Source organism: Dethiosulfatibacter sp., from assembly GCF_983023055.1.
This window is the reverse complement of the sequence record NZ_CEZJXU010000010.1, coordinates 13,366-17,395: the sequence shown is the minus strand read 5'-3', so window position 1 is coordinate 17,395 and position 4,030 is coordinate 13,366. Positions and strand designations below refer to the sequence as shown.

Below are 4,030 nucleotides of genomic sequence, written 5' to 3'. Positions count from 1 at the left end.
CCCTTTCAAGCATTTCAATGGGACTTATAATCTGGAGAGGTGGAATAGGAGCAATGGAGGGAACTCTAACCTATGGAACCCTTGTACTATTCATATCCTATGCAACCCAGTATTTTGAACCTATAAGGGAGATTGCCAGGGTACTTGCAGAATTCCAGCAGGCTCAGGCTTCTGCTGAAAGAGTTATATCTTTAATAAACGAAGATCCGGATATAACAGATGGTGAGGAGATACTAAAGAAATACGGTACAATACTTGAACCAAGAAAGGAAAATTGGGAGGATCTTCAAGGGGAGATTTCATTTAAGGATGTTTCCTTTAAATATGTAGAGGGGGAAGAGGTTCTTAAAAACTTCACCGTGAAGATAGAAAAGGGTGAAAAGATAGCGCTTGTGGGAGAAACAGGCTCGGGCAAGAGTACAATTGTCAATCTCATATGTAGATTCTATGAGCCTACAGCGGGAATAATTGAAATAGACGGCACCGACTACAGGGAAAGATCCTTGTCATGGCTTCATGAAAACATAGGATATGTTCTTCAATCGCCACACCTTTTCAGTGGAACCATCGAGGACAATATAAGGTATGGTAAGCTTGAAGCAACAATGGAAGAAATTATTGAGGCTGCAAAGCTTGTAAACGCCCATGAATTTATCATGAAATTCCCTGAAGGGTATGGTACTGAAGTAGGTGAAGGTGGAGGAAAGCTTTCTACTGGAGAGAAGCAGCTCATATCCTTTGCAAGAGCTGTTATTGCAAAGCCAAGGATATTTGTACTTGACGAGGCAACTTCATCAATAGACACTCATACGGAGCAGAAAATTCAGGATGCCATAGAAAAGGTACTTGAAGGACGGACTGCCTTCATGATAGCCCACAGACTTTCCACAATAGTCAATTCCGACAGGATACTTGTAATTGAAAAGGGTGTGGTGGTAGAGGAAGGAACCCACCATGATCTTATGGATATGAAGGGACATTACTATAAACTTTACATGAATCAATTCAAGGAAAACAGACTCGACAGGGAATTTGCCTGAGAAGGAATTGTTTATCGATGGATTATCGATGTATGATTTGTATAATTAAGCTTACGGTATCCAGTTGGAATCGCGGATAACCAGCAATTTATTGAAATTAACGGAGGCCCGGACAATATTACTGCCGGAGTGAATATATGGAAAATAAAAATTATATAGTTACAGAAAAAGAGATTTGGGATGGAAGGATTGATTCTGTGGATAACTTTCATGCATTCAGGTGGCATCAGTGGATAACTGTCTGCGATTTGAATGATGATGTCAACATGCCGTCAAATGTCGAAGGTATAGGATTTATAGGATTCTGCTCCGATGAAGGAGTAAGGAAAAATCTTGGAAGGACCGGTACTGCAAACGGACCAGACAGCATAAGGGAGCAGCTCAGCAATTTGCCCTGTTATTTCAACAGGGATTTCAAGCTTTACGACTTCGGCAATATTTTCTGTCAAGACCTGGAGCTTGAGGACTGTCAAAAGCTTCTAGCCGACGGAGTCGACAGGATAATAAAGACAGGTCTTTACCCCGTGGTACTAGGAGGCGGTCATGATATAGCTTACGGCCACTACAGCGGTCTTTTCAGTCATTATTATGATGGAAATGACGACCCGGGAATTGGAATAGTTAATTTTGACGCTCATCTTGATATGAGACCTTATCCAAAGGGAAGCAGCTCAGGAACGATGTTCAGGCAAATTGGAGACTTCCTGAAAAAGATGGACTATGAATTTAATTATCTTTGTCTTGGAGTACAGAAAAGGGGAAATACAATTGATCTTTTCAGAACAGCCAAGGAATATGGAGCAAAATATATCTATGCCAGGGATATCCTTGACAGGGACCTTTGGGGTATCCTTGAGGATATTGACAATTTCATCAACAAATCTGACAAAATATACATGACAATCTGCGCAGATGTGTTTTCATCGGGATTTGCTCCCGGAGTCAGTGCAGCACAGCCTCTTGGCCTTGAGCCTGAGAAGGTCATAAAAATCATGAAGTATATAATAAAATCCGGCAAGACTGTAAGCTTTGACATTGCCGAGGTTTCACCAAGATTCGATCAGGACCACATAACTGCAAGACTTGCTTCTACTCTTATATTTGCAGTAGTAAACTCTGTAGCCGAACTTAAAGGAATGGATGAAAGTGTGTAAAAATTACATAAGAAAACCAGACGAAATTTATTAATTCTTGTCTGGTTTTTAGCAATTGTTAGGAATTATTATAGTTTGAAATATAGATTATGAATTTACTATACTACTTAGTATCGCTGCTCATAGTCATGCCGTAAAGGATATGTTCCTTCATATATTTCTTTGCGGCTTTTTTATCTCCAGATTTTATAGCTTCAAATATTTTTTTATGGTGTTCCAGTACTACTTCAGAAGCTTCAGGGTTATTCTTTGTTTGCTCATATCCACCTATGATACCGTCATTTATTACTGGTACTATTCTTTGTAGAATGGGATTTTTTGTTGCTTTTGCTATTTCATTATGAAATTCTATATCTGCTTCCGTATGGTTTTCTCCCTTAGATATGAGTTCAGAAACTTTTTCCAAAGCCTTTTCGATACATTCCAGTTCTTTTTCCGATCTTCTTTCAGCTGCATATTCTGCCATTTCAGGCTCAACAAGAAGTCTTACTTCAAAAAAGTGAAGAAGAAGATTGTCATCATCTATAAAAGTAACTCCAAGAGGATCTTTTGTTATACCAGGCTTATCACTTACAAAGGTTCCCGTTCCTCTTCGTATTACGAGAATATTTGATGAAACCAGTATCTTTATTGCCTCTCTCAATGTAGTGCGTGCTACACTTAATGATTCACAAAGCTTAAGTTCATTTGGAAGCTTGTCTCCCGGTTTTAATTCCTTGTCAATAATCATCTGTTTTATTTCCAATGCCACCTTGTGTGACAGTATTTTCTTATCAAACATAATTTACTCCTCTAATTCTTTTCAAAATATGATTATATCATAATCAATTCGTATTTTCCCTAAAATCGATTATATATTAGCTGACAAAATATAGTAACCATATGATAGGGATACCAGTAAGGGATATTGTCAATACTAGATAAAAAAGGGCCATAGAATAAACTACAGCCCTTTTAAGTGGAGAATTAATGAAAAAAATTTAATGTTATTGGTATTTCATTTTGACAACAGGTATGTTGTCTGACAACTAACTAAATCATACATCCATAGTATTGAATTGTCAAGGATAATAATTTTACTCCATATTATTTATTTGAAGAGATACTAAAAATCTTGCTTTTTGAAATGAATTATTGTATTATGGACATAAGACGTCAGACAACTGATGAATATAATGAAAACATTTGCAGAGGTGAATTATGAAAAGAATGGAAATTATACAAAAAATGGTTGAATCAGGAGTAGTTGCAGTAATTAGAGCAGAATCTAAGGAACAGGGTATAAAGATAATAGAAGCGGTAAAAGCCGGTGGAATAAAGGCTCTTGAGATTACAATGACTGTACCTGGAGCCATAGACATAATAAAGGAACTATCAGAAGTGTACAAGGATGAGGATGTAATCATAGGAGCAGGTACTGTACTTGATCCTGAAACTGCAAGAGCTTGTATACTTGCTGGAGCAAAATACATAGTAAGTCCAAGTCTTAATCCTGAAACAGTTAAGCTTTGTAATAGATACAGAGTACCTGTAATGCCTGGAGTAATGACTATGAAGGAAGCACTTGAAGCACTTGAACTTGGAGCAGAAGTGATAAAGGTGTTCCCGGGAAATGCATTCGGACCATCAATAATTAAAGCATTCAAGGGACCTATTCCTCAAGGAAATTATATGCCTACAGGTGGAGTTAACTTAGGAAATGTTAAGGACTGGATAGAAGCTGGTGCAGTAGCAGTAGGAACTGGTGGAGACCTTACAAAGGGTGCAAAGACTGGGGACTATGAGCTTGTAACTGAGACTGCTAAGAAATTTATTGAGGCAGTGAAGGAAGCAAGA

At 38.0% G+C, this 4,030-nt stretch carries 4 protein-coding genes; 3 read left to right on the top strand and 1 reads right to left on the bottom strand.

Features of this window, described 5'->3' with window-relative positions:
- Together AC3AX0_RS01205 and hutG are read left to right on the top strand one after the other, a co-directional pair.
- Positions 1–1,040 (top strand): ABC transporter ATP-binding protein (locus AC3AX0_RS01205; RefSeq protein ID WP_487548477.1); only part of this gene is annotated, 1,040 nt, incomplete at its 5' end.
- 137 nt (positions 1,041–1,177) lie between these two features.
- Positions 1,178–2,194, top strand: a complete 1,017-nt coding sequence (gene hutG / locus AC3AX0_RS01200; protein WP_487548476.1) for a formimidoylglutamase — start codon at positions 1,178–1,180, stop codon at positions 2,192–2,194.
- A 103-nt stretch (positions 2,195–2,297) separates the two neighbouring features.
- Here the strand turns inward: hutG and AC3AX0_RS01195 are convergent, their stop codons facing one another.
- On the bottom strand, positions 2,298–2,975 hold the full coding sequence (locus tag AC3AX0_RS01195) for a FadR/GntR family transcriptional regulator (RefSeq protein ID WP_487548475.1): 678 nt from the start codon (positions 2,973–2,975) through the stop codon (positions 2,298–2,300).
- Between the two features lie 419 nt (positions 2,976–3,394).
- Between AC3AX0_RS01195 and AC3AX0_RS01190 the strand changes: the two genes are divergently transcribed.
- Positions 3,395–4,030: bifunctional 4-hydroxy-2-oxoglutarate aldolase/2-dehydro-3-deoxy-phosphogluconate aldolase (locus AC3AX0_RS01190; protein ID WP_487548474.1), on the top strand; the 636-nt coding region annotated here is incomplete at its 3' end.